Raw genomic sequence first — 26476 nt, 5'->3', positions numbered from 1 at the left:
AAAATACGCTTGGCGTCTTGTTTCGTTCAGTTTTCAAAGAACAATCATTAGTCAGTATTAGTCAGTCGCTCGTAAGCAACTTAATAATCATAACATGCATTTCAACTGTCGTCAACATCTTTTTTCGAGTTATTTTTCATCACAACTTTTAAAGTATGCGTTGTTGAAGTGTAATATGTATATTATCATCATAAACAACAAACGTCAATACAATGTGACTCTTTTAAAATGAGGTAAAAAAATCCATTAAAAGATTGGACCTGTAAAATATTTCGATATTAGAAAGGAGAAAAAACATGAAGTTCTATATTGCATCAGGATTCAAGAATAAAGAAAATGTCCGCCAGGTCTCAGCAGCCCTTCAAGAGAAAGGGCATATTCAAACATACGACTGGACTCAAAATGAGAGAGCATCTTCTTTAGATCATCTAAAACGAATCGGAGAACTCGAAAAAACAGCTGTTTCCGACTCCGACTTACTTATTATGTTATTGCCTGCCGGATTTGGAAGTCATATTGAAGCAGGAATTGCGATTGGTTTAGGAAGAAGAGTATTTATCTACTCACCTGATCCAGCTCTTTTGAGCTATGATAAAACAAGCACCTTCTATTATATAGAAGGTGTCAAAAGATTTACCGGTACCCTGGATTCATTTGTACAAGAGGTCTTAATAGATTTAGCTTAAAAAAGGGAAGACCTCATAACGAAGGTCTTCCCTTTTTTTAAATCGAAATGATATCTTCTTCTTTTAAAGCGACATTCCCCTGCTTTTTAATCGTTACCTGTTCTCCCTCTTTTAAATTAGTAAAAATAATGGGGGTAATGATTGAAGCAGCATTTTCTCGAATATAATCTAGATCAACCTTTAGTAAAGGCTGTCCTTTTTTAACTTTATCCCCCTGGGAAACAAGAGTTTCAAATCCTTTTCCTTCTAACTTCACCGTATCGATACCAACATGAATTAAAATCTCTCTTCCAGCATCCGATTCGATTCCGATAGCATGTTTTGTCGGGAATAAGTTAACAATTGTTCCATCAACCGGTGACACAACTGTTCCTTCTGTAGGGACAATAGCAAATCCGTCACCCATCATTTTCTCAGAAAACACTTGATCAGGAACCTCAGTAATCGGTTTTAATTCTCCTTGCAGCGGAGAAACAAATGCTTCCTCACGATTTTGCAGGACTGCCGGGTTTACATCTTCGATTTGCTTTTCGACTTCTTTTTGCGGTGCAGGAGACTTTTCGGCAGTTCTTGGTTTTTTGCCGGTCATGATGTCCTTCATTTGTCCTTTTATCGTTTCTGAACGAGGACCAAAGATCGCTTGAATATTGTTTCCAACTTCAAGTACACCTGCGGCTCCTAATTTTTTCAGCCGGCCTTTATCTACTTGCTTGGCATCATTAACAGAAACACGAAGACGTGTGATACATGCATCTAAATGAGCAATATTTTCTTGACCGCCCATTGCATCCAGAATATCGGATGCTAATTCTCCGCCTGGTGCAGCAGCTGTTTCTTCATCGCCTTCCACATCTGCTTCACGCCCTGGAGTCATCAGGTTGAATTTCCGGATAGCAAAACGGAATCCAAAGTAGTAAATGACTGCAAACGCAAGACCTACCGGGATCACCAGCCAAGCATTTGTCTGCGGATTAATAAGACCAAAAAGAATATAGTCGATTAATCCTCCGGAGAAGGTCATACCTATTTTTACATTTAGTATTTCCATAACCATAAATGACAGACCAGCAAACACGGCATGGATTCCAAATAAAACTGGAGCCACAAATAAGAATGAAAACTCAATCGGTTCAGTTATACCCGTTAAGAAGGACGTAAGTGCAGCTGAAGCCATTATACCTGCAACTAATTTCTTTTTCTCAGGACGGGCTTCCTGGTAGATCGCAAATGCTGCAGCTGGCAGTCCAAACATCATGAATGGATATTTACCAGTCATAAATGTTCCAGCCGTTAAGTTCTGCACACCATCTTTTATTTGTTCCATAAAGATACGCTGATCGCCGCGAACTAAGTTGCCTGCATCATTAGTATATTGTCCAAATTCATACCAGAATGGCGAGTAGAAAATATGATGAAGACCAAACGGGATTAAAGCACGTTCAATTACACCAAATATAAAAGCTGATAATGTTAAATTTGCGTTAACCATATTATTTGAAAAGGCATTCAGGCCACTTTGGATTGGCGGCCAAATAATTAACATCAGCAATCCTAAAACCACAGCACTTGCTGCTGTTGCTATCGGCACAAAACGCTTCCCTGCAAAAAAACCTAGGTATGAGGGCAGCTCAATGCTGTAGAATTTATTGTACATATAGGCTGCCAAGATACCTACGATGATCCCTCCAAAAACTCCCGTCTGAAGGGTTGGTATCCCTAACACACTTGCATACTGAAGGTGACCTTCCAGATCAGCTGCTTCAATTCCCAAAACAGTCCCCATGGTTCTGTTCATAATGAGGAAACCAACTATCGCCGCTAATCCTGCAACTCCCTCTCCGCCGGCCAAACCAACGGCAACTCCGACTGCGAATAGAAGGGCCAGATTATCGAATATAATTCCACCTGCTCCTTCCATTACTGAAGCAATCATGGTGACGGCATCATTTTTTAGAAATGGTGCAAGATTGAGCAAAACTGGATTTTGCAAGGCATTACCAAATGCGAGCAATATACCGGCCGCTGGCAAAATCGCAACAGGAAGCATTAATGCTTTCCCTACTTTTTGCAGCACGCCAAATGCTTTTTTAAACATTTAACTTCCTCCTTAGAAATTTATCAACTCAATAAAACGTTTGCAAAAATTGACAATGAAAAAAGGCATGAGTATAGAGAACATCAGAAAACACAAATTACGAGTATAATTTACCCACAATTGCAGCTTTCTAATGCAGTTTCTTTACTCATGCCTGATCGAATCAGTAACACGTTATTAATAAATATTAAGTTTAATCAATTATTCCGCTGAAGCCGCTGAAGATGCATCGTTAAATACACCGCTTCCGCATCAAACACTGGCTTTTTGAGAACATTTTGCATGATTTTAATGAGTTTCCATGCAAGATTGTAGCATACTGGATACTCTTTCTGCAAGAGAGCAGAAATTTTTTCTGGCTCCTCTACCTTTTCTTCCAGAAGCACACGTTCAATAGCAAAGCGTAAATGGCGTACTAATCTCATATAATCAATACTCGCTTTATCAATAGAAATCTCAAGCTGCTCTTCAATGACTCCCGTTAAAGAAGAGATTAGCTGAGAGTACTGATTAATTTCCGAAATCTGTTTATTTGTAATGGCACTGTGGATATGAAGTGTAATGAAGCCTGTCTCAGCTTCAGGCAAAGAAATGCCCGTCTTCTTATAAATTAGTCCTACCACTTCTTTTGCAATATTGAATTCAAAGGGATAAAGTGTTTTTGTTTCATTAAGAAATGGGTTTCTGATTGTTATCCCTTCATTTATTCGATGTATCGTTGCTGTCAGGTGATCTGTCAGTCCCACATGTATATGTTCATTTAGATCTCCCTCGACTCTTTGGGTGATGAGATCAATAGCTTCAATAATGACTGATAAAATAGGTTCTTCAATTAATGGTAAAAGTTTTTTGTAGTTTTCCTGTTCATTTCCGCTCTTCAAAACAAATAGTTTTTCAACTGACTCAGCAGAAATAACTTCCCCTTTTTTTCTATTAAAGCCTATGCCTTTCCCAATGATAATAACCTCTTGATATCGAGGATGTTCAGCTATCAGCACATTATTATTCAAAACTTTTTTAACTTCAATACTTTTCATGTATATACCTCATTTAGTAGGACTCATATACATGTTAGCCAAAACCACCTCCATAAATCAATATATGTGTTTAAAATAAGAAGGCTCGGTGCAGTTGGTAACCGCACCCAGAACTCCTTATGACTTATAATTTTGATAAAAAAAAACAGAAACCAGGCAATGGTTTCTGTGCATGTTAAAAACTTTTATACTAAGAAGATGAAATAGCATAAGAAAATAACGAAAAGGAAATACATGAGTGGATGAACTTCTTTAGCTTTACCTTTAATCAGCATGGTTATTGGATAGAATACAAATCCAATGGCGATACCTGTTGCGATACTATAAGTGAAAGGCATTGCTACAATTGTAAAGAATGCAGGAACCGCAATTTCGAAGCGATCCCATTCAATATTTTTAAGCGATGCAACCATCAGCACACCTACTACAATGAGAGCTGGTGCAGTTACCGGCGCTGTAATGACAGATAATAATGGGAAGAAGAAAAGCGACAGTATAAATAAAATAGCCACAACAACTGCTGAGAATCCAGATCGAGCACCAGCCGCTACACCTGCAGATGATTCTACATAGGATGTTGTCGGTGAGGTACCTAAGATAGCACCAGTTACTATAGACATAGAATCAGCGAATAGTCCTCTTCCAGCCCGTGGAAGCACTTCACCTTTCATAAGTCCTGCCTGGCTTGCAACAGCAACAAGTGTTCCTGCAGTATCGAAGAAAGCTACAAAAAGGAATGTTAGAATAACGACCAGCATTTGAATGGTAAAAATGCTTTCGCCTGGATTAGAGAAAGCTTCGAAAGCTGCCCCAAATGTAGGCTCAATGCTTGGTACAGCACCTACGACTTTGGCTGGAGCATCAATCAGGCCAAAAATCATGCCGGTCACAGCTGTAATGACCATACCAATAAATACAGCAGCATTAACTCCTCTAGTCAGCAAGATGACCGTAATTAAGATCCCAAATACTGAAAGTAAGGTTGTACCTTTCGTAAGATCACCCAGACCTACTAATGTAGCATCATTATTTACGATAATTCCAGCACTTTGAAATCCGATAAATGCAATAAACAAACCAATTCCGGCTCCAACCGCATGCTTCAATTGGGATGGAATCGCGTTAATGATTTTCTCACGGAAACCTGATAAGGAAAGCAATACAAAAATAATACCTGCGATCAATACGCCAGTTAAAGCGGTCTGCCATGGTACACCATAAGTAAGGACAACCGTAAAGGCGAAGAACGCATTAAGACCCATGCCCGGCGCTAAAGCTATCGGGAATTTAGCAATGATCCCCATCATTAGAGATCCAATGGCAGCAGCAAGCGCAGTTGCGACAAACACTGCCCCAGAGTCCATTCGCAGATCCGCTGGAAAATCCTTTATGCTGGCAAGGGACAGCGTAAGCGGATTAACGATCAAGATATATGCCATTGATAGAAACGTTGTAATTCCGCCAATTATTTCTCTGCGGTAATTCGTACCAAGATGGTCAAAGTCAAAAAACTTCCTCATGATATTTTCCCTCCAAGAGATTAGTCGTACTGGAACGAAAAAAGCGCTCCGCCAGGATTACCGAACGGAGCGCGACTGCTTGATAAATAAAGAAAAAGAGAAAAACCCTCTTCTATGTTTATCTCGTAGTCGAGCTGTTACGGCAGCTCGGTAGAAACTTTTGGGCCAATCCCCAATATTATACGACATAATTTGATAATTATTTTATTAGTACATCCATAATTTTAGCATAAAATCACTAAACGTCAATAAAAAATACGAACAATTTCTTGTTCGCACTTTTTATAGTTCGTATTTTACCTATATATTATTCCCACTCGATTGTTGCAGGCGGCTTGCTTGTAATATCATAAACGACCCGATTCACATGCGAAACCTCGTTAACGATCCGTGTGGATATAAGTTCAAGCACATCCCAAGGTATACGGGCCCAGTCAGAAGTCATACCATCAATAGATGTTACGGCCCTGATTCCAATTGTATAATCATACGTGCGAGCATCTCCCATAACACCAACGCTTCTTATGTCAGGAAGAACGGTGAAGTACTGCCAGACTTCTCGGTCAAGACCTGCTTTTTTGATTTCTTCCCGGAGGATGGCATCTGATTCACGGACAATTTCAAGTTTATCCTCCGATATTTCTCCAAGAACACGGATTCCAAGACCTGGACCCGGGAATGGCTGCCTCCAAACGATTTCATCCGGTATACCCAATTCAGTTCCTAGAGCACGAACCTCATCCTTAAAAAGTGTATTTAAAGGTTCAATAAGTTTAAATTGCATATCTTCCGGCAGACCGCCTACATTATGATGAGATTTTATCGTTTGCGCTGTTGCTGTACCGCTTTCGATAATATCTGTATAAAGAGTTCCCTGTGCAAGGAAATCAATTCCTTTAAGCTTAGCAGCTTCATCATCGAATACATAAATAAATTCATTGCCGATAATTTTACGCTTCTGCTCGGGGTCGGATACTCCCTTAAGCTTGCTTAAGAAACGTTCCTGTGCATCTACTTTAATAACATTCATGTTAAAACCTTCACTGAAGGTCTTCATTACTCCCTCTGCCTCATCCTTGCGCAGCAGACCGTGATCCACGAAAATACAGGTTAGCTGATCGCCAATTGCCTTATGTATCAACACGGCAACAACAGAAGAGTCAACTCCGCCGCTTAAGGCGCATAGCACGTTACGGTTCCCTACTTCCTGACGGATTTTTTCCATTTCTATTTCAATGAAATTTTCCATCGACCAATTACCATCACAATCACAAACACCAAAAACGAAGTTCCTTAACAATTCATTTCCATAAACGGAATGGCGCACTTCTGGATGAAATTGTACAGCGTAAAGCTGACGGGATTCATCACTCATTGCTGAAATCGGGCAGGAAACATTGGTTCCGTCAATATTAAAACCCGGAGGAGCCTCCACCACAAGATCTCCGTGGCTCATCCACACAAGCTGTTCCTCAGGCAGCCCCTGAAACAGCTTAGTGTTATTCGTTACACTAAGTGTGGCTTTGCCATATTCACGATGTTTTGCAGGCTCTACTCTGCCTCCAAAATGCACCGTCATGAGCTGCATTCCGTAACAAATACCTAATATAGGAAGTCCTAGCTCGAAGATGCGTTCATCGCAGCGAAAAGAGTTTTCATCATACACACTATTTGGTCCGCCGGATAAAATGATACCCTTTGGATTAAGCTTAGTGATTTCTTCCGCTGTAATGGTATGTGGATGCAGCTCACTATAAACGCCAAACTCCCGGATGCGCCGTGTAATAAGCTGGTTGTACTGGCTACCAAAGTCCAGCACGACTATCATTTCTTGATTCTGTAATTCAGATTTCCCTGGCACTGCAGTCACCTCTATTGATGTTTTTCGTTTCACCTGACGAACAGGTCTTATGGGAGAGCGATTGAGGCTCTCTTTATTCGTTTAATACAAAGAAGACTGAAACTCTGTAACCTAAATCAAGTGCATGGCACTTACTTAGGTTTTGACTTGCATGCAGAAAATAAACTTTCTTTTGCAAAGACAGAATTCCAGTCTTACTATTTTATCTGTCTTCATAGTCAAATCATTTACGGTGATTTGGTAGATACTTTCGAACCATATTTTCGAGGATATATGAAGCAATCCATATTAAATTATACCCGCTTATTTTATCAACTCTTTTCAAAAAAGGTCAAGCTATTGTTTTATTCATGAGTCTTTCCCACATTTGGTGGACCTCTTTCCAGTCCGTATCCTTTGATTCGCCTTTATAAATCATATGTTCATATACACCCGTCAGTCTAATCATGTCCATTGTGTAAAAGAAGGAATCCACGTAGCCCGCATATTCTCGGAGAGTCTGTCCCTCCGGCCGCTTTAAGCCGTATCGATCCAGCTCGCTTAACAAAATGGGATATGTTTTTAAAAAATAGGTTTCTGGTGTTTTATTTTTATAAATCCTAAGCCAAATTTTGGGCATCCATTTTCCGCGGCTGCGATAAATTCCCCATACAGCTAGAGAAAGGATTAGCAAAATTCCGAATGCCCATGCTTTATTATTTTCCCAGACTTCTTTGAGATTTTCCACCAGGCCTGTATCTGAAGAAGATGCAGGTTTCTTAGCAGTTTCCTGGTCAGGCTTAACCGGAGTTGCTTTTTTCTGTTCAGTCTGCGGTGCAGAAGCCTGAACGCTGCTTGCTCCAGATGCAGGATATTGAAAACGCGCTGAATTGGTAAACCCTTTTGTCGGTTCAAAAGGTACCCACCCTGTTCCTTCAAAGAAAACTTCAACCCAAGAATGAGCATTGTTATTTGTAATTTCATAGATATTCTGATTGTCTTCTGATCGAATAAATTCTCCGTCAGAGTACCCTTTTGCCCATCGGGACGGGATTCCTAATGACCTTAGCAGAACGACCATAGAAGTTGAGTAATTATCGCAATACCCCACTTTTGTATCAAATAAAAACTGGTCCACATAGTCCTGATTTTCTGCTGGGAAAGGAACATTTCTCTGATCATAGACAAAATCCTCCCCATCAAAATAATCTTCAATGGCCTTGGCCTGGTCAAATGAATTATTTTTATTCACCGTAATTTCGCCCGCAAGGTCTTTGACCCTCTGCGGAACAGTAGTCGGCAGCTGTGTGTATAAGTCCAGTTCTTGAGGGCTCAGCCTGATTCCAGTGCGGAAGTCAGGGTTTCCGGTTTTTCGGAGAAGATTGACATCATAGCGCGGCTGCTCATATTCAATGGAATATTCACTGAGCTGGACAGAAGATTGATCTTCCCCATAAGAAAGGATTTTTTCCTTATTAACATCAAAGTCAAAATAACTAGCTTCCCCCGCTTTTACTTTCGTCAGCCCCATTGGTTCTGGGTAAGGGATATGTTTATATTTTCGGTCGACAGTTACCGTTGCCTTAAATTCACTTTTCTTTTTATCAGGCAGTGAAAAAAAGTAGAGCTTTTCATTTTCAGGAAGCCGGATAATGGAGTCACTTGCCACATTAGCAACCTCCCAGCCTTTTCCTGTGTAGAAATTCTTATTTTCCACCTTCCAATAATGGCGTACAGAGGCCTTTGCCTGAAATACAACAGTACTATCTGACTCAAATGCCCCTCCAAGCTTGTCATCATTCTCTCCATAGCCAACGGTGCTTACTGTTCCTTGCCCTGAAACTATATCAGAGTAGGATTTAATAAATGGCACTGGATCGGGCCATATTGGATCTTGTTTCGGCCCGGAGAATCCCAAGCATACACTGCAGGCAATCAAAAGTCCGAGCGGCAGCATCCACCTTGTTATCGCCAGGGAGGAATAAGTAATCTTCTCAGTTTCAATGGTGCGGTAATAAGTCTGGATGCCGAGAATAGCAAAACCATTTACAATCAGCCTTATGATAGCCGAGTCCGCATGATATACCGTAAAAGTATCAAGCACGGTGACATATACGACTGAAACAAGGAAAAAAAGAAGCATTTTCTTTCTTACAACCACCCAGTACGAAATCAAATATGTCATTAAGCATAAGAGAAGAAAAAACAATAGAGTTTTAAAATCATTTGAGATTTCAAACCACCGGCTGGTTAGCAGTAAATCGATATTTGCTGCAGCATTTTTAATAAACGCAATGATCCAGACAAGCCCTATTAGCACATGATTTTTATAATAGAAATGATGGATAATAGTTAGGATGTAAAGAGTGATTATAGAAAATCGCAGTATCCTTGAAAGGTTAATATATTTTAGCAGAAGAGCCATTCCCATAAAGGCTACAAAAATGGCTAAATTGCCTGTATCTGTTAGTTCCCCTAAAGGTTTAACCCATTCCCATAAAAGAAGAAACCCTAAAAAATATAAAAGCAGATATCCAAATTTTGACTGATTAGCTGAATCTCCCCTCATCTTCCGCTCACCTCTTGAGTTCCATCTGTATAGGCTTGGTCACCTAAATATCTTACCTGGATACCACGCATAGCAGCGAGCTGCTGAACTTGTATATCCTTATTGGACAGGCCTCTCTTACTATTAAGGACAATAATCGAAATGGCACGGGACTGTTTCCTTTGGGCCAGCGCGCCTACTGTTTCTTCAGTCAAATGGGAGGTAACGATCATTAAGGCAATATTAAAGGGAATCACTTGATTCTCCTTATCTAGAATATCCATGACCGAGACATCATTCTGCTGCTCGGCTCTGGCTAACAAATGGAAGATCTTCTGGCGCTGTCCGTCCCCGCCTTGTATGGAGAGAGGATGGTCCATAAGGATAGGCATGAAAAATCCAATCGGGATTCCTTTTTTAACGATTGCAAGAGCAATAGATGCAGCTAATGAAATGAGCGGCTCAAAAGAGGAACTACTTGCCGTGTCAAGAAGCATGAAAACATCCTGGCTTTTTTTCTCCTCAAATTCTTTCGTCATAATCTCGTTTTTCCTGGCCGTAGCTTTCCAGTTAATCCACGAGAATCGGTCACCAGGCTGGTATTCCCTCAAACCGGACAATGTGGATACCTCTCGCTGTATCCGTACAGTGCTGGCTGTCTGCCCTTGATTATATTGAGTTCCTATCTGCTTATAGGGAAGCTCATAGTAGGAAGGATAAACTAATACCCTTTCCCTTACCGAGAAAGATTCCTCCTTTTCAATAAGACCCAGCAAATCTCCAACCTTAATAATAACTTCATTGAACTCATGCTCTCCGCGGACAAGGCTTTCAATATGGTATGAAACAACAAATTCCCTCTTAAACCACGGAAAGATTAATTCTTTTTTCATTTGAACGCCGGATTTCTCTAATTTCTCTGGAAGGCATTCCTCAATAACGAGGTATAACAGCGGGAAAGCAAATCTTCGTTTGATTGTAAGCGTGACTTCTAGTGAATCGCCCGCCCTGCATTCTGAGCGGTTGATAGCTCGTTCGATCAGGAAATCCGTTATGGGATATAGAAATAAACTAAGGGAGAACAAACCGAAAGGCAGAAAGCTGTAAAATAGGAACCAGCTGACAAATCCTCCCTGAAACATCGCGTAAGCAAAGGCTGAAGCCATCAGCAGGACTAGCAGGAAAAATTTAAGATAGGTCCGAACCAATACTTTGAATTTCGTCATTCTTGATTCACTAGCCTTTGAACGGGAACAGGAGTTTTTGTGACAATTATTTCTACTATATCTTCAGCAGACAGCCCCTCATATTTTGCTTCCGGTTTTAAAATGATCCGGTGCGCAAAGATATAGGGTGCTAGATATTGGATATCATCAGGAAGCACAAAATCCCTTCCTTTTAATAGGGCATAGGCCTGACCGGCTTTCATCAGGGCTATAGACCCCCTTGGACTTGCACCTAAGAAAATATGCTTATGCTCACGCGTACGGGAAGCAAGCTCTACTATGTACCTTTTAATGGTACCATCAACATGCACTTCTTTTACTTCTTCTTGAAGCAGTCTTAATTCCTCGAGGCTTATGACCGATTCCAGTTCTACAATAGGGGGAATATACTGTGCCCTTTCCAGCACTTCCATTTCCTCCGATGCATCTGGATAACCCATCTTCATTTTAAGTAAAAAGCGGTCTAATTGCGCTTCCGGCAGCGGATATGTACCCTCGTATTCAACTGGGTTTTGGGTTGCCATTACAAAGAAGGGCTTTTCAAGCAGGCGTGTAACTCCATCGATTGTAACGCTTGCTTCCTCCATTCCCTCAAGCAGGGCAGATTGTGTTTTGGGGGATGTTCTGTTGATCTCATCAGCCAGGATGATATTTCCCATGATTGGTCCAGGCCTAAAAACGAACTCCTGCTCCTTAGCATTATAAATAGAAACCCCGGTTACATCCGATGGCAGTAAATCCGGCGTGAATTGAATTCTTCTAAAGCTTGCTCCAATGGATTTAGCAAGCGCTCTTACCATCATCGTCTTCCCGACACCTGGCACATCCTCCAGAAGCACATGGCCATCTGCAAGCAGGGCGACTACACTTAATTCGGCCACATGGCGCTTCCCTATCATTACCTTTGCTATATTATCTAAGATTCTCTCGATTTTTGGATGCTTTTGTTCCATCTTTTTGTTCCCCCCGATATTACTTGATGACATTTTACCTAATCTTATTCGCCAAATAGTAACAATTTCCCTTCTTTTTACATCAGAAAGCAGTCCCTCTACTTACAGAGATGCAAATCACTAATCAGCTATTGAAAAACGTTCATTCTCCCTCGGCGATTCAAAAAAATCCAAACCAATTTGGAAACGTCTTAATTGATTAAAAATTTCCGAAAACCAGTTTTTTAACGTTCATTTTTGCTTGAGCAACAAAAGCTTCCCTTCCTTCAAAAAATTACCAAGAAAGCGATTTCTGAATCTCTTGACGAGGTTGTACATACAAGTTATTATGAAACCAGTTACATCTTGTATATACAAGTGCCTGTGGGCTAAAAATAAGGAACTTGGAAAATATAAAATAATAAAAGCAGACAGAATGACGTGGTGATGTTCTGTTGCTGCAATTTATGGAGGTAATGGAATGGCAAACAATAATCGGCTGGATGCTGAGAAGATTGTCGAAGCTGTTGGCGGTAAAGATAATATTGCTTCCGCAACGCATTGTGTCACTCGTCTTCGTTTCGCATTGCACGATGAAAAGAAAGTAAATAAACATGAATTAGAAAACCTGGATTTAGTTAAGGGCTCATTTTCCGCTAATGGCCAGTATCAAGTAGTAATCGGACAGGGGCTTGTAGATAAAGTATATGCTGAAGTGGCAGATGTTGCAGGCATCGGCACCGCTACAAAAGAAGATACAAAGGCAGCGGCAGAGAAAAACTTAAATCCTATACAAAGAGCCGTTAAAACGCTGGCTGATATCTTTATACCTATCCTTCCTGCAATCGTTACAGCAGGTTTGCTTATGGGGATCAACAATATTCTTACCGGAGCTGGTATTTTCTACGAAGGCAAATCGGTTGTAGATGTTCATCAGCAATGGAAAGACGTTGCTTCGATCATTAATACGATTGCCAATACAGCATTCGTTTTCCTGCCTGGATTAGTCGGATGGTCCGCTGTTAAACGCTTTGGCGGGAGCCCTCTGCTCGGGATTGTTTTAGGGCTGATGCTTGTACACCCGGATTTGTTAAATGCCTGGGGATACGCAGAAGCAAAAGAAGCAGGCAAAATTCCCACATGGAATTTGTTCGGCTGGCAAGTTGAAAAAGTAGGTTATCAGGGTCAAATTCTGCCTATTTTATTTGCATCCCTTCTTCTTGCAAAGATTGAAGTGTTCTTAAATAAACGTGTACATGACTCTATCAAACTGCTTGTGGTGGCGCCGGTTACACTTTTAGTAACAGGATTCCTAGCATTTACAATTATTGGTCCCGTTACATTTGGACTCGGTAATGCAATTACTCAAGTGTTCACAGGGATTTTTGACACTGTACCATCCATTGGCGGTTTAATATATGGGGCTTTATATGCTCCGCTTGTTATTACAGGAATGCACCATACTTTCCTAGCGGTTGATTTCCAGCTTATTGCAAGCATCGGCGGCACGTTCTTATGGCCAATCGTCGCATTATCTAATATCGCACAAGGTTCTGCAGCGTTAGCGATGATGCTATTAACAAAAGACGAAAAAGTAAAAGGGCTTTCGTTATCTTCCGGTATTTCAGCGTTCCTTGGAATTACAGAGCCGGCTATGTTTGGCGTTAACCTGCGATTCCGTTATCCGTTCTATGCGGCCATGACTGGAGCAGCGATCGGTGCCATTTATATTACTCTGAATAAAGTGATGGCTCCTTCTATCGGGGTTGGCGGACTACCGGCATTCTTCTCAATCGTGCCTCAAAAATGGGGCCCATTCTTTGTTGGAATGGCCATCGCACTTGTGGTACCATTTGTACTTACACTCGTATTCGGAAAAGCACGCAGACAAAAATAATTAACCAATATGAACCACTGGCAAAACAGGGACCCACCCTGCTTTGCCGTTTTTTGGGAAATGGGGACTGTCCCCCATTTCCCGCTTGATAAATAAGTAAAATTAGCTTGGGAAATAGGGACTGACCCGTATTTCCCTTTGGAGGTGTCCTGATTTGCAGGAATGGTGGAGAAAGTCAACGGTTTATCAAATTTATCCGAAGAGTTTTAAGGATACGACTGGGAGCGGCGTGGGCGATTTACAGGGTATTATTGAAAAGCTTGATTATCTGAAGGAATTAGGTGTGGATGTATTATGGCTGACGCCTCCGTTTAAATCTCCTCAAAATGATAATGGGTACGATATTAGCGATTACTATACGATCCATGATGAATATGGGACAATGGCGGACTTTGATGAATTGCTAAGTGAAGCACATAACCGCGAAATAAAAATAATTATGGATATTGTTGTGAACCATACATCTACTGAGCATGAATGGTTTTTGGAGGCCAAATCTTCAAAAGACAGCCCTTACCGCGATTACTATATCTGGCGGGATTCTGTGGATGGCAAAGAACCTACAAACTGGATCTCTAAATTTGGAGGCTCTGCGTGGAAACTTGACGAAAAAACCGGCCAGTACTACTTGCATTTATTCGATGTAACCCAGGCTGATTTGAACTGGGAAAATGAAGAACTCCGCAAAAAGGTATATGACATGATGCGTTTTTGGTTTGAAAAAGGGGTGGATGGCTTTAGATTAGACGTCATTAATCTCATCTCTAAAAATCAGGAATTCCCAGATGATGATGGCACAGTTCCTCCGGGAGACGGCAGAAAATTTTATACGGACGGACCAAGGGTTCATGAGTATATCCATGAAATGAACACTGAAGTTTTTTCTAAGTATGACAGCATGACAGTGGGTGAAATGTCTTCCACAACCATTGATCACTGCATTCAATATACGAACCCGAAAAACCAGGAATTAAGCATGACCTTTAATTTCCATCATCTAAAAGTCGATTACCCTAATGGCGAGAAATGGGCGCTTTCAGACTTTGATTTCCTCGCCCTTAAAAAGATTTTATCCAAGTGGCAGATTGAAATGAATAAAGGCGGCGGCTGGAATGCCCTTTTCTGGTGCAACCATGATCAGCCAAGAATAGTGACCCGCTATGGAAATGACAGTGAATATCATAATGAATCAGCTAAAATGCTGGCTACAGTCATTCATATGATGCAGGGAACTCCCTATGTTTACCAGGGAGAAGAAATTGGCATGACCGATCCTAAATTTAATACCATCGAAGAATACCGCGATGTCGAAACTCTAAATTATTTTGAAATACTGAAAGCACAGGGACTTCCGCAGGAAACCATTATGGAAATTATTAAAAGCCGTTCACGTGATAATTCCCGTACTCCTGTTCAATGGACAGGCGGTCACCAGGCTGGCTTTACCGATGGAACCCCTTGGATTGGAGTAGCAGACAATTACAAAACGATTAACGCTGAACAAGCTTTAAAGGATCCGGGTTCCATCTTCTATCACTACCAAAAGCTAATTAAGCTTCGCAAAGAGCTGGATATTATTACTTTCGGCGACTATGAACTCCTTCTGGCTGATCATCCACAGGTGTTTGCTTATAAGAGAACGTACAATAATGAAGAACTGCTGGTATTAAATAATTTCTTTAATGAGGAAGTTACAATTGAAATTCCCGAATACAAAGGCGCCGGCGGATCCTCTATCATTATTTCTAACTACCAGGAATCACAGGATCTCACAAATGAACTGAAGCTTCGTCCGTATGAATCCGTAGTTTATCATCTGGTAAAATAATGTTAAAATGACACGGGTGATGTACATTGATAAATAAATTTACCAGGGTATACGACGACCTGGCGCAAAAGATACAAAATGATGAATTACGGGCAGGTTCCCTTCTTCCGTCAGAAAATGAGCTGACAGAACTCTATGACACTTCACGGGAAACTATCCGGAAAGCTCTTAAAATGCTCTCGGAGGATGGCTACATTCATAAAGTACAAGGCAAAGGGTCCATTGTACTGGATATAAGCAAGTTCAATTTCCCAGTATCCGGGCTCGTCAGCTTTAAAGAATTAGCACAGAAAATGGGGCATCGAGCCAGAACAGAAGTAGTAAAGCTTGAACGTATTTTGCCACACCCCGAAATCATGGAAAACATGAGGCTGACTGCCGGGCAGCAAGTATGGCAGGTTTTTCGTGTGAGAGAAATCGACCGGGAGAAAATCATATTAGATAAAGATTTTCTAAATGAAGAAATTGTGCCAGATTTAACAAAGGAAATTTGCCAGAACTCCATATACGAATATATTGAGTCAGAGCTCGGTCTTTCGATTTCCTTTGCCAAAAAGGAAATAACGGTGGAAGAGCCTAACGAAGAGGATAAAACCTATTTAAATCTCAAGGGGTTTACCAATATTGTGGTGGTTAAAAACTATGTGTACCTTGATGATGCCAGGCTCTTTCAATATACCGAATCAAGACATCGGCCAGATAAGTTCCGATTTGTCGATTTCGCTCGAAGAAAATAATAGAAACCCGTGAAACATGAAGAAATTCAAGTTTCACGGGTTTTTTTAATTCCTGGATGTATGAGTCATTTTAGGAACAAGGATGAAAAACATGTAAAGAATACACAAAGCAAGAATAAAGCCTAACACCAAAGGAAGGTAGCTGGATACCCCTTCCTCATCTCTTTCGGATGCTTGAGCCTCATCTGGACGGCTCATGCTCTGACCCGAAAATAAATTCAGCTTTTTGGCTTTGGCGCTTACCGTAGTTGTTTTATTTTCTGTCTCTAGAAAAAGCTTCCCTTTGATCTGATTGTATAACTCCTGCTCATGCCTTTTGAAGGTAAGCATCTTTTGTTCTTCTGAAAGCTGTTCTTTCTCCTTTAAAAGGGCATCCTCATGAAAATATTCCGTCTGAAGTTCAATATCCTTTTCCTTGTACGTATTCGGCTCCACTTGAACATTATTATCCGCCGCCCCAGTCCATGGGCTATAAAACATTACCAGTAAAGCAAGCAGAAAAGATATTTTCGCCGCAGCTTTAAGCTTCATGAGCAAGCTGCCTCTGCTTCCTCAGGTACCATGAATGTCTAATATAAGGAATAGCTGTTAATACAATAGTCATGAACAATAGCACACCAGCGGCTGGATAAAATGCAGCCTGATCACCGTATTGAATAGATAAGTAAACATTTGAAATCGGATGGCTGATTTCAAAGTTTGGCAGTACCATGTCGAGCATTGGTGTGATAAAGAATAAAATCAGCCCTGCTCCAAGAATCCATCCAATAAACGGGCCGATATAAAACGCAAATCGGACAAAGCTTGCACATGCAAGCAGTAATAATATGGTGAAAACAGTCCATTTAATAGCTTGAGTATCCTCTAATGGATATAAATTAAGTCCGTAGATACTGATAATTAATCCTACCGCTGTATTCAGCAGCAAAAATAAGGATAGGTGTACCAGCAGTGGAAGCTTGGAATAGTGATATAAGAAAAATCCAATAAGCAATCCGCACAGCAGAATTATGATCAGCATAATAATTGGAGGCATATTTACTGTTTTAGCAGCTGCAATTTCTCCATCCACTTTTACAGGATTAGCCAGATAATCATATACATATCCATTTTGCTGATCATCCACAAGAGTGTTATTTAACAGCCCGTACACATCTGATTTTACTTTTTTCGTAGAGTCAACATTTGCAGCCCATGTACTGTTTAATTGGTCTGCTCTTCCTTGAACGGAGCCCACTTTTTGCTGCAAAGTATTCGTATAGTTCTCGATATGATCCTGGCGCTCAGAAAGGGAAGTGATTAATCCTGATATTTGTTCTAAGTCACCGGACGCACTATCCTGCAATGTTAAAAACATCTCACCCTGCGGATCTTGGACCGCCGGCGGTTCTGATTCAACTGGCTTATAATCTTCCCTCAAGGTTTCAGTCACTCCGGCTGCATTGTACTGTATCGTTTCCAAATCTGAAAGAATGGCGGACTGCTCCTCAGTAATGTAAGTACCATACTTCTCTATAAAAAGATCAACCTTTTCAGCATAAGAGATATAATCTCCCTCCAGTTTGCTGACATCTTCGACGGAAGAGGTTAAACCATCCTGAATATCATTAAAATAACTAGTCTCTCCCTTCAATACAGCGAATGCTTTTCTAGCTTCATCTGACTTTTCCTGGTTCTTCATAATGTTGTCGATCAGTTCTTCATCAGAATCAGCTGAACGCTGAAGGAAAGCTTCGTATTCTGTTAAGTAAGCATAGTACGTAAGAAGGTCATTCATATTTTTATTTTGAATGGCTGTACTAAAGTAAGGAGCTAATGCCTGCTTGCTGGCTTCAGGCATTAACTGCGATTGAAGAATGGCATTTTCCTTTTCTTGTATCTTTCCAATAGCCATATCCTCTGCATTCTTGGGATCTTGATTTACGTTTTGCATTTGCTCAGCCATAGCCTTGTACGCCTGCTGAATTTCTTGATTTTTGGCAGCCTGCACTTTTACCTGTTCTTCAGCCTTTTCAACTTCAGCCTTGATTTGCCCAAGTGCATCGGCAATAACTTTAAGATTTTCTGGTTTTTCTGTGTCCGCATCAAGCTTGGTTTTTAACTGTTCTGCCTGGTTTTTAGCATTATTAATGATGGTCAGGGCTGCATCCGCATTCCCAGTTTCTATTCCAGGCGCTGGAGCTCCAGGAGGAATAGCGGGATCTTCAGAAGGGGATTGCAGTTTTTGCCTGGCTGGGATGATTTTTTGCTGAACATTTTCAATCGCAGCCGTACTTGATTTCTGTTTATACTCGATAACCAGATCCCTTTGGATCGAGGCAAGTCTTTCAAATTGTTCATCAACAGTAGAATCCTGAATAGATGCCGAAAGTTTATTAAGCTTTTCATTGCTCTCAGTAATTTTTGTTTTAAGACTTGCTACTTTTTCCTTTAGCATAGCGTCATCCGTCTCAAATTCTGGGTTCGCTGCCATTTGCCTTGCTGTAATAGATTGAACTCCTTCATTTAACATGGTTTCATATCTGCCCAGGCTGTCTTCCAGTATTTGCTGGTTTTCTGCGGCTGTCAGCAGAAAAAGTTCATTTTGTTTTTCCTGGTATTCCTTGTACTGGTTTACCGCTTCAATAAAAGCAGCCACCTCTTCTTTATTGTTCCTGAAATCTGCTATCGACTCCGATGATGCTTTTCCTGCATCTTTTGTAGCCGCAAACAAATCCTTAATCATTTTTCGCTGCTGATCAATTTCTTCAGCGAGCTTACCGGAATTTGGATTGTAGAAAGAATAAATAGTATCCTGGAATGCAATCTCTTTTTCTAGTATATTGTCAAACTTTTGGCGAATATCATCAACTGTCTGTGATACTACACTCCAATAAAGAGTAGAAATATATTTATTCATCTTCCCTTTGGTTATTTCAAGTTCTTTTTGAACCTTTTCCTTATTCTTTGCGTCTAGGTTGGTTTGAACATTATACCTGACCGACGCCTTCATCGGAGATTCGTCATTAAAGGTTAATATATTTTTAGAAAAGTCCGAGGGAAAATAAACCACCGCATCATATTGCTGTGTAACCAACCCCTTTTCTGCAGTGCTCCGGGATACAACCTCCCACTGGTAATCGGAGTCTTTTTCTAAGGCCGGGGATATTTCTTGGCCGAAATTAACAGGTTTTTCATCAAATTCTGAACCGATATCATCATTCACTACAGCAATATGCCGGCTTGCTTCATTTTGTTCTTTTAAGGGTTCATGCCCAATATAAGTGAAAAACAAGCTGGGCATCACTAGTATGACCAGCATGGCGGCAATGATTTTGAGACCCTTTAATTTTCCTGACATCTCTTTCACCTGCTCTTTTCTTTTACTTTTGGAATACGGCTTTCTATTACATTAGGAATCTGTATTTTACACTCCCTGCCATTTTCCACATAATACCCAAAGCCCGGCTCAATTTCTTCCTCTTTTCTAGAGAAAGGAAGAGCAAACATGCTCTGTTCGGACTTTTTCATTAATAGGATAGCATGTCTCATCTGCTTTAATTCACTCGTTAGAGAATCAAAGCCTTTTGTGAATTCATTTGCATTTCCTGAGGCAATCATACTAAATCCGAGATGGCTGTAATGCTTTATATATCCTGTAAGCTTCTCCTGGATTTTCGCATCCACCGTCTGCTGAAATCTCGATATACTGTCTATCATCATGACGACCGGCGTGAAAGAAAGTTCATGCGGCCTGTTTTCTTGGATGCTCTGCAAATATTCATGATTTCTTGCTTCAAACAATTCATCCATAGAAATAAGCCATTCTGTAATATGTTCTCTTGAGTCTAGATATCGTACTCTTTCTTGCGATGCATAAGAAGACAAGCCTCTATCAATTGCATCGAAAATGCAGATGCCTTCAACATTCTGGACTAATAGGGCATCTAGCATTACTTTTAAGCTATTTGTTTTACCCTTCCTTGACTGCCCCACCACAAGATAATGCCGGTTTACCTTTAGATCCATGTAAACAGGCTGAACCCTCTCCTCATCTAAACCGATTGGAATCAGGCCATCCTGCTTTTGCACAGCATATAAGCCGTGTAACGTTTCGAGGCTTAAGTGGGCTGGAAGCATTGGAACAGCTTTTGGTTTCTGGGCTTCAATATTCTTCTTATTAAGCGCTGTTATGTGCTGCCTCAGATTTTCAAGGACTTGAAAATCATCCTTTCCATCTGCCGGCATAAATATTTGTGTTAAGTAAGTTTGATCCTCTTTTATTAAAGCTCTGCCAGGCACTGCTTCAATCTCATACGTTGTTCTTCCAAACAAAGAGTACTTTTCTGAACTGTCCATTAAGTAATGAATAATTTTTGTTTTTAGGTTATTCATTAATGGCTGGCGTATCGAGTTGATTCTTGTAGCTGTAATAATCATGAAAATTCCTAATGACTGCCCGTCTCTTGCAATTTGAGTAAACTGATTCTCTATATCCTGCATTTCCTCTTTAATAAGATCAAAATTATCAACAGCTATAAACAACAGAGGCAATGGATCTTTATCTTTGGTTTTGGAGTTATACATCTTCAGATTGCTGACTTCAGCTTCTAAGAACAGCTGTTTTCGATGTTCATTTTCTGTTTTAATGATGTGAAGGAATTTCTCTATCTTCCTATGTTCATCAAAACGGAAATAATCGGCAGTATGCGAAAGTTGGCGCAGCGGAAGCAAGGCGCTGTTTCCAAAATCAAAAATATAGTAATGAAGTTCTTCAGGGCTGTACCGAGAAGCAAAACTCATGAGCATGGTTAAGATGGTCGTGGATTTTCCATACCCTGATGATCCAAAAATCCCGATATTGCCATCCTCTATTAAATGGAATTCATAAGGCGATTGACTTTGTTTCTCTGGTTCGTCTTTTAATCCAATCTTAAATCGGTATGGATCCCGCTGCTGATAGCTCAGTGCTAAACGTGTTTCCAGCGGCGGCAGCCATGGGCTTGAAAGCTTCTGGATCTCCATTTTTTCCTGCACCTTAATAATTTCCCCCACAACCGCCTCAATCTCTGTCAGCTTTTGCTTTCTGCCTTCAATATTTTGTGTTGATATATCCGAAATCTGGATTAATCCTAAATCCGTTACAAACGCCACCTCATCCTCGGCACCGTAGGTATCCTCCATATAAGGTGCGCCGCTCCATGCCGACTGAAACAAATCATACACTTCATTATTGCCGACTTGAAGATAGCCCCTTCCTGTCAGCGTAATATTGGCGGCATCCCCATTTTTAATAATCTCTTTGCTATCGTTATCATCTTGAACTTTTAAGGCAATCCTAAAGCGGGCATTACTCCAGATTTGGTTGTCAATAATTCCGCCAGGCTTTTGAGTCGCAAGGATGAGGTGAACCCCCAGGCTTCGTCCTATGCGTGCCGCACTTACCAGTTCCCTAATGAATTCAGGCTCTTCACTTTTTAGTTCAGCAAACTCATCTGAGATTAAAAATAAATGAGGGAGAGGCTCTTTGGCTTTCCCTTCCTTATACAACTCTGTGTAATCATTAATATGATTAACCTCGTATGTGTCAAACAGCCGCTGTCGTTTTTTGAGTTCGCTCTTTATGGATGCTAAAGCCCTTGTGCTGAAATTTTTGCTTCCCTGTATATTCGTAATGGTTCCCAGAAGATGGGGCATATTTTTAAAGGGCTGTGCCATCCCTCCGCCTTTGTAGTCAATTAACAAGAATCCGACTTCATGGGGATGGAAATAAGTTGCCAGTGACAATATATAAGTTTGAAGCAGCTCACTTTTACCCGAACCGGTTGTACCAGCAATTAATCCATGCGGGCCATGCGCTTTTTCATGAAGATTCAATTCCACAATGTCCTTCTTTCCTTTTAGGCCGATTGGCACGGCAAGGGACTGTGAGGACTTATTTTTAAGCCAATTAGTTTCAATAGGCAATTCTCCTGCATCCTTAACACCATGCAGCTGCAAATAAGACACCATATCAGGGATGGAGTTATTCATTCCTTTTTGATGGTCCAGGGATCTCAGGCGTCTTGAAAAACGCTCATTTCCTTCATTCGTGTGAAAATCTAATTCGAATAAAGTATGATCCGCTTTATTATGCTGAATTAATATTTCACCTTCACGTTCATTGATATATTTAATAACAGTGTGAATTCCTTCGGTCAGGCTCTCTTTTGAATCTGCTGCAAATAAAGAAGTTAGTCCAATATGATTTTGGCTTCCTTCTAAATATTCAAGAATAACATGTTCAGCAATAAGGCCAGGATTGGTAACAACAAATATAAAATGAGGAATATGCCGCACTTTTTCTTTATCCTCTTCAAGATCTCTGCTCCTGAGGATTTGATAAAGAGAAGAAAGCAGCTGGTCGCGAGTCTGCTCATCATAAACCAGGCCTTTGGCATATGAATGGGGCATCTGAAAATGCGGAAGCCACTTCATCCATTCCCAGTCCTTATATTCCTCTTTCTTAAAAACAGCCACAAAGCGTATTTCATGATAGCTATGTAAAAAAGCAAGCTGCCCGACGATTTGCTGAAGCTCTTTTTTTACGATAGAGTCTTTGCCGACAAACCCAATGGCTCCAGAGGATAAGTCTATCGGAAGCGGGACCGCTTCAACCTTCTTATAGACAGCCACCATCTCTTGGGACTGCTCCAGCAGGTCATCTATTTCTCTATTCGCTACATCGGAGCTGGAAGCCGCCACCTGATAACTGGATGGTACATCCGCCCTCCCTGCGCGAACATGCAGAAAATCATTACTTTCAAAAGATCTCTCCCAGATTCGGTCACTTATGTTTTCTGTTAAATACTTCATTCTCTCAAAGTCAGGAAAATGATAGTTTAGTACCTTAGTCTGTTCTTCTTTTAAACTCTGAAGTTCTGCCCGTTTCTGCTCCAAATATTTGGTGTACAATTCCTTGCGTTTTTTCCTGCGCTCCTTGCGGTTCTTCTTATCTTTAAAATATTGGACTGTAGAAGTCACCATCGTTGTCCCAAACATCACGATAGATATTAAGATAAATAATCCTCTAGGCTGTATGAGCGCAATAATTCCCATAATCAGAAGCATTAAAAGGGGAGGCAGAATGATCATCCATAATCCCCTCTGATTGTCTTCCCCTTCCTGAGATGGAAAAGATATGCTTACCTTGTTATCAGGCAGTTCATAGACCAACCGCGGTGTCCTTCTGTATCCAGGATAATTCTTCTTCATTTCAGAAATAGGCGGCAGCGTCCTCGGCAGATGCGCTTCGAATGGTTCCGCTGTCTTAACAGCCAGAAGGTCCTGCTCTAACAACGAGATGGTCGTCAGCGGCCAAAACAGCAAATCTCCTAAATGGAACTCGGCTGTTCCCGCTAGTTTAATGCCATTCAGATATACATCATCTTCTACAGCTGCCGTAACATGCCATTTTCCATATCTCTTGAATAAGGATGATTGGCCCCCGCCTTTTTGAAAGGGCCATGACCCTTCTTTATATAGATCTGCACCCTCTTCTGTTGAAAAGACAATCTGTGATTTGTCCCCAATGTAATAAGTATATTCAGACAGCGTTTGCAGCTCTAAAAAGAAACTGACTGCCAGCCCTTCAATAAAAAAAGTGACCGGGGTGCCGGCTTTGATGAGTCCGAGCTGTTCTCCCTTATAAAAAGCAGAAAACAAACCTTCACTCATCTCTGGCTTAAGTTCAATAGATCCGCTTTCTGCCTTTAAACTTTGAATACAAATTGAGCTTTTTCCAGTGTTTCCAATAGATATAGATCCCTGTACCTCATTCTTAAATATAAACTGCTGATACGATTCTTCATAAAAGATCCATAATAGACCCACTAAAGTTCATCTCCTATACCGCTATTGTTAGCGTCTATTACTCCGCACCCTTAGGTATAGCTTTGGTTTTTTCTTTTGTTTGTTCCGTTTTCGTTTCCTGTGCTGGAGCCGGCATTTGTACGGCTTTCTTTGCTGCAGCAGCCTGTGTTTCTGCCTCTTCCTGCATCTCGAGGCCTGCCTGTGATTCTTCCTCTATTTTTTTCTGTTCTTCTTCAAGCTTTTTTTGTTCTTCAACATCCTGCTCATATTCTTTCACTTCCTGCTCAATTGCATCTAATTCCTTTTGCTTTTCTTCGCCAGAAAGTTCTTCATCTGCTTTCACATCTTCTTTATATTTTAAAAGTCCATAGATCACTAAATCTCTAAATTCCAGGGATCGTGCTATATCAACTGCTTCTTCATTCATCCCTCTTCCGATGTATATCCAATATAGAAAATATTGGGGATCCGTCTGAAGGGTGATCAGATTGTTAACTGCATTGCGCTGGTCGTCCCCCAGCTTTTCATTTTTCACAAAGGAGGAAGCCAGTTCATATTGAACCACATAAGGCATATCATCCGGATCATACTTGTCCAGCTCTTCAATAACTTCGCTGTATTTTTCTTCTAAAAATAATTCTCCGCTCTTTACATAGGCTTCTTGTTTTGGCTGCGCAACAAGAAATGAATAAAATACATAAATAATAGCCGGAATTAAAAGGATCGCAGCGCCTATCAGCGAATAGCGGTTTATATTCCACTTCCTTTGTGGTATATGTGCATATGTACTCTCTTGTTTTTCGACTCCGTTTATCGATTCTTCCAAGAAGGATAACAGCTCTTCAAAGCTGCCTTTTGCCATTATTTCTTTAGAAAGACTTGATAATTTAAGAGTCTGATAGTATTGGAGATACTCATTGAACGTATACTGTCCGTCGACAGCGGCAGCAGCTGCTGCTTTCACTTCCTTTAAAAGACGTTCTTGATCTTTTTCATACGGCGGGAGGCTTTCCTTCACACCATAATGAAGGAAATATGGAGTCAAACTCGGATCTGAGACTATATTATCCGGGCTTACAATCATATTCAGCCTGGGCCATTCATGATGGGCTGCCTTTTTTACAAGCTGATGGGCAAAGAAAAGCCTGGCCAGTTTATTTTTTTTACGGATATCATGGAATGTCAAAAACTCAGGAGGAGCAGCGACTTTTATCATTACTTCGTCTTCCGTTACCTCCATCTCTTTCTTCAAAGAAGCATCAAACTCTTGAAGAAAGTAAATTTCCAGCTGGTCCTGAAGCTTAACCTTAGACCGCTGAAAAACAAAAACATAGCTGCCGTCTTGATGTGTGATTTCAGCTTCTGTTTGTTCTTCCAAATAGGACGTTTTTTTACCTTCCATTTCACTAAACTCCTTGTTAAAAAGCTTTGAGGCTTCTATAATATCTCAATCCGGTCTCCATTCGTAATGCCGTTCTCCTGGAGAGAGCCGTATCCTTGGACCACAACATCCTTATTTTGAACTCTGACCCAATATCCTTCCCTGGGCTTTAGCGACACTTTCTGCACCTGCCATACAATATCAATGACTTTCTTAATCGATAGATAATTGGAGAGCTGCAGATCAAAAACGTCACCTGTGTAATTTTTCAGATCAATGGTTACTTGTATGTATATTGCCCTCACCTCTATCAAAGAAAGGAGCGCCATAATCTAAAAGCAGATTTACGGGCTCCTTTCTACGTTACTTAGATTATAGTTATTATCCGCGGATCTGGCTTGCGATTTGCTGATCAGTATCCTCAAGTACATTAGCTGAACTGTTAAGCTGCTGAGAAACTTCACCAAGAAGAGTCATCATTTTTTCAAATGAAGGTCTTAACTGCTGATACTGCTCAGCGAAAGCCTGGCTCGATGCACCTTCCCAAATTTCTTGTAAATGACTGCTCATGTTATCAAGTCTGGATACTAATTCTTGAACATTACTGCTCTCTGTTTGGTACTGCCTTGCAACTCCACGCAGCTCTTCAGGGGTTAATCTGATATTACCTGACATAGTCCAATCCACTCCTTAATAAATTATTCATATTAATTGTAATTTATTGGTTAATTACTCACCAATCATATTCATTCAAAATAGCAAAAACAGTATTTTAGACCCAGATTGAATTATCTTTCTGGTATTTCAATTACTTTTTCCGCTACTTACCGTCTACGTCCTAATACCCAGACAAACATACTATTAAACATAATTTACCAATATTGCTACTTTTAATTTAAGGGGGTCCGCTGATGGGCTG

At 40.7% G+C, this 26476-nt stretch carries 17 protein-coding genes and 2 riboswitches; of the genes, 4 read left to right on the top strand and 13 right to left on the bottom strand.

Going from position 1 to position 26476, the window contains the following annotated elements:
- Positions 1-296: 296 nt before the first annotated feature.
- Entirely contained in the window at positions 297-686 is a 390-nt protein-coding gene (locus tag JOC77_RS19050) for a TIR domain-containing protein (protein WP_204547148.1), read from the top strand.
- 37 nt (positions 687-723) lie between these two features.
- Here JOC77_RS19050 and ptsG read toward each other — a convergent pair whose 3' ends face one another.
- From ptsG to JOC77_RS19015, 7 genes are all read right to left on the bottom strand, one after another.
- The gene (gene ptsG, locus JOC77_RS19045; protein WP_204547146.1) at positions 724-2781 is read right to left on the bottom strand and encodes a glucose-specific PTS transporter subunit IIBC; all 2058 of its coding nucleotides are present in this window, start codon (positions 2779-2781) and stop codon (positions 724-726) included.
- A gap of 197 nt (positions 2782-2978) precedes the next feature.
- The gene (glcT, locus tag JOC77_RS19040; protein ID WP_204547143.1) at positions 2979-3818 is read right to left on the bottom strand and encodes a glucose PTS transporter transcription antiterminator GlcT; all 840 of its coding nucleotides are present in this window, start codon (positions 3816-3818) and stop codon (positions 2979-2981) included.
- 185 nt (positions 3819-4003) lie between these two features.
- Positions 4004-5338, bottom strand: coding sequence for an NCS2 family permease (locus tag JOC77_RS19035; protein WP_204547117.1), 1335 nt, complete (start codon positions 5336-5338; stop codon positions 4004-4006).
- 106 nt (positions 5339-5444) lie between these two features.
- A riboswitch (purine riboswitch) is annotated at positions 5445-5544 on the bottom strand.
- A 101-nt stretch (positions 5545-5645) separates the two neighbouring features.
- Positions 5646-7199 carry a glutamine-hydrolyzing GMP synthase gene (guaA, locus tag JOC77_RS19030; RefSeq protein WP_338047250.1) on the bottom strand — a complete coding sequence of 518 codons (1554 nt, stop codon included), beginning with the start codon at positions 7197-7199 and terminating at the stop codon, positions 5646-5648.
- 195 nt (positions 7200-7394) lie between these two features.
- Positions 7395-7496, bottom strand: a riboswitch (purine riboswitch).
- 34 nt (positions 7497-7530) lie between these two features.
- Complete coding sequence (locus JOC77_RS19025) at positions 7531-9747, bottom strand: DUF4129 domain-containing transglutaminase family protein (RefSeq protein ID WP_204547114.1); 2217 nt, start codon at positions 9745-9747, stop codon at positions 7531-7533.
- A complete protein-coding gene (locus JOC77_RS19020; RefSeq protein WP_204547111.1) occupies positions 9744-10952 on the bottom strand; it encodes a DUF58 domain-containing protein in 1209 nt (402 codons plus the stop codon). Before JOC77_RS19020 ends, JOC77_RS19025 begins: the two co-directional genes overlap by 4 nt.
- Positions 10949-11905: an AAA family ATPase gene (locus tag JOC77_RS19015; protein ID WP_204547107.1), complete on the bottom strand. Its 957-nt coding sequence runs from the start codon at positions 11903-11905 to the stop codon at positions 10949-10951. The genes JOC77_RS19020 and JOC77_RS19015 overlap by 4 nt, the downstream gene beginning before the upstream one ends.
- Positions 11906-12365: 460 nt before the next feature.
- Between JOC77_RS19015 and treP the strand changes: the two genes are divergently transcribed.
- From treP to treR, 3 genes are all read left to right on the top strand, one after another.
- Entirely contained in the window at positions 12366-13781 is a 1416-nt protein-coding gene (gene treP, locus JOC77_RS19010) for a PTS system trehalose-specific EIIBC component (protein ID WP_204547104.1), read from the top strand.
- Between the two features lie 154 nt (positions 13782-13935).
- Entirely contained in the window at positions 13936-15609 is a 1674-nt protein-coding gene (gene treC / locus JOC77_RS19005; protein WP_204547090.1) for an alpha,alpha-phosphotrehalase, read from the top strand.
- Positions 15610-15635: 26 nt separating this feature from the next.
- Positions 15636-16346 (top strand): trehalose operon repressor, encoded by a 711-nt coding sequence (treR, locus tag JOC77_RS19000; protein ID WP_204547087.1) that lies wholly within the window; start codon positions 15636-15638, stop codon positions 16344-16346.
- 45 nt (positions 16347-16391) lie between these two features.
- Here the strand turns inward: treR and essA are convergent, their stop codons facing one another.
- The 6 genes from essA to JOC77_RS18970 all read right to left on the bottom strand — a co-directional run bounded on the left by essA (position 16392) and on the right by JOC77_RS18970 (position 26232).
- Positions 16392-16877 (bottom strand): type VII secretion protein EssA, encoded by a 486-nt coding sequence (gene essA / locus JOC77_RS18995; RefSeq protein ID WP_204547084.1) that lies wholly within the window; start codon positions 16875-16877, stop codon positions 16392-16394.
- On the bottom strand, positions 16867-19686 hold the full coding sequence (esaA, locus tag JOC77_RS18990) for a type VII secretion protein EsaA (RefSeq protein ID WP_204547080.1): 2820 nt from the start codon (positions 19684-19686) through the stop codon (positions 16867-16869). Before esaA ends, essA begins: the two co-directional genes overlap by 11 nt.
- Positions 19687-19691: 5 nt before the next feature.
- Positions 19692-24197 carry a type VII secretion protein EssC gene (essC, locus tag JOC77_RS18985; protein WP_204547077.1) on the bottom strand — a complete coding sequence of 1502 codons (4506 nt, stop codon included), beginning with the start codon at positions 24195-24197 and terminating at the stop codon, positions 19692-19694.
- Between the two features lie 37 nt (positions 24198-24234).
- On the bottom strand, positions 24235-25578 hold the full coding sequence (gene essB / locus JOC77_RS18980; protein WP_204547074.1) for a type VII secretion protein EssB: 1344 nt from the start codon (positions 25576-25578) through the stop codon (positions 24235-24237).
- 35 nt (positions 25579-25613) lie between these two features.
- Positions 25614-25853, bottom strand: coding sequence for an ESX secretion system protein YukD (yukD, locus tag JOC77_RS18975; protein WP_204547150.1), 240 nt, complete (start codon positions 25851-25853; stop codon positions 25614-25616).
- Between the two features lie 85 nt (positions 25854-25938).
- Positions 25939-26232 carry a WXG100 family type VII secretion target gene (locus JOC77_RS18970; protein ID WP_204547072.1) on the bottom strand — a complete coding sequence of 98 codons (294 nt, stop codon included), beginning with the start codon at positions 26230-26232 and terminating at the stop codon, positions 25939-25941.
- Positions 26233-26476: the final 244 nt, after the last annotated feature.

The sequence above is a fragment of the Peribacillus deserti genome (genome assembly GCF_016909175.1).
In the GTDB taxonomy this organism is placed as follows: Bacteria; Bacillota; Bacilli; order Bacillales; family DSM-1321; genus Paraperibacillus; species Paraperibacillus deserti.
Note: the sequence above shows the minus strand (reverse complement) of the source record. Positions and strands in the feature narration are given on the sequence as shown.